Origin of the sequence: Flagellimonas olearia, assembly GCF_009184425.1 — a bacterium.
Taxonomy (GTDB): Bacteria; Bacteroidota; Bacteroidia; order Flavobacteriales; family Flavobacteriaceae; genus Flagellimonas; species Flagellimonas olearia.
Genome location: NZ_WELG01000204.1, coordinates 1 through 315, shown reverse-complemented (window position 1 = coordinate 315; position 315 = coordinate 1). Strand labels below are relative to the sequence as shown.

The 315-nt window shown below is 51.1% G+C and carries 1 protein-coding gene; it reads left to right on the top strand.

Annotation, left to right across the window (positions count from 1 at the left end; genetic code table 11):
• Positions 1–54: 54 nt before the first annotated feature.
• The coding region (locus F8C76_RS20090; RefSeq protein ID WP_211372228.1) for an aconitase family protein at positions 55–315 on the top strand (261 nt) is incomplete at its 3' end.

Sequence of the window (315 nt, the reverse complement as noted above, 5' to 3'; positions counted from 1 at the left end):
TGTGGGGTAAAAGGGATCTTGCCTGGCACTTATTGTGAGCCAAAGGTTACCACCGTGGGCAGTCAAGACACCACAGGGGCGATGACTAGAGATGAGGTTAAAGAATTAGCGAGTTTGAAATTTGATGCACCTTTTGTGTTGCAGAGTTTTTGCCATACCGCCGCTTACCCAAAGCCTAGCGATGTGAGTTTGCATGCAACCTTGCCTGGCTTTATCACTCAAAGAGGCGGTGTGGCGTTGCATCCGGGCGATGGCGTGATCCATACATGGCTAAACCGCATGGGATTGCCTGACACTTTAGGCACAGGGGGGGAT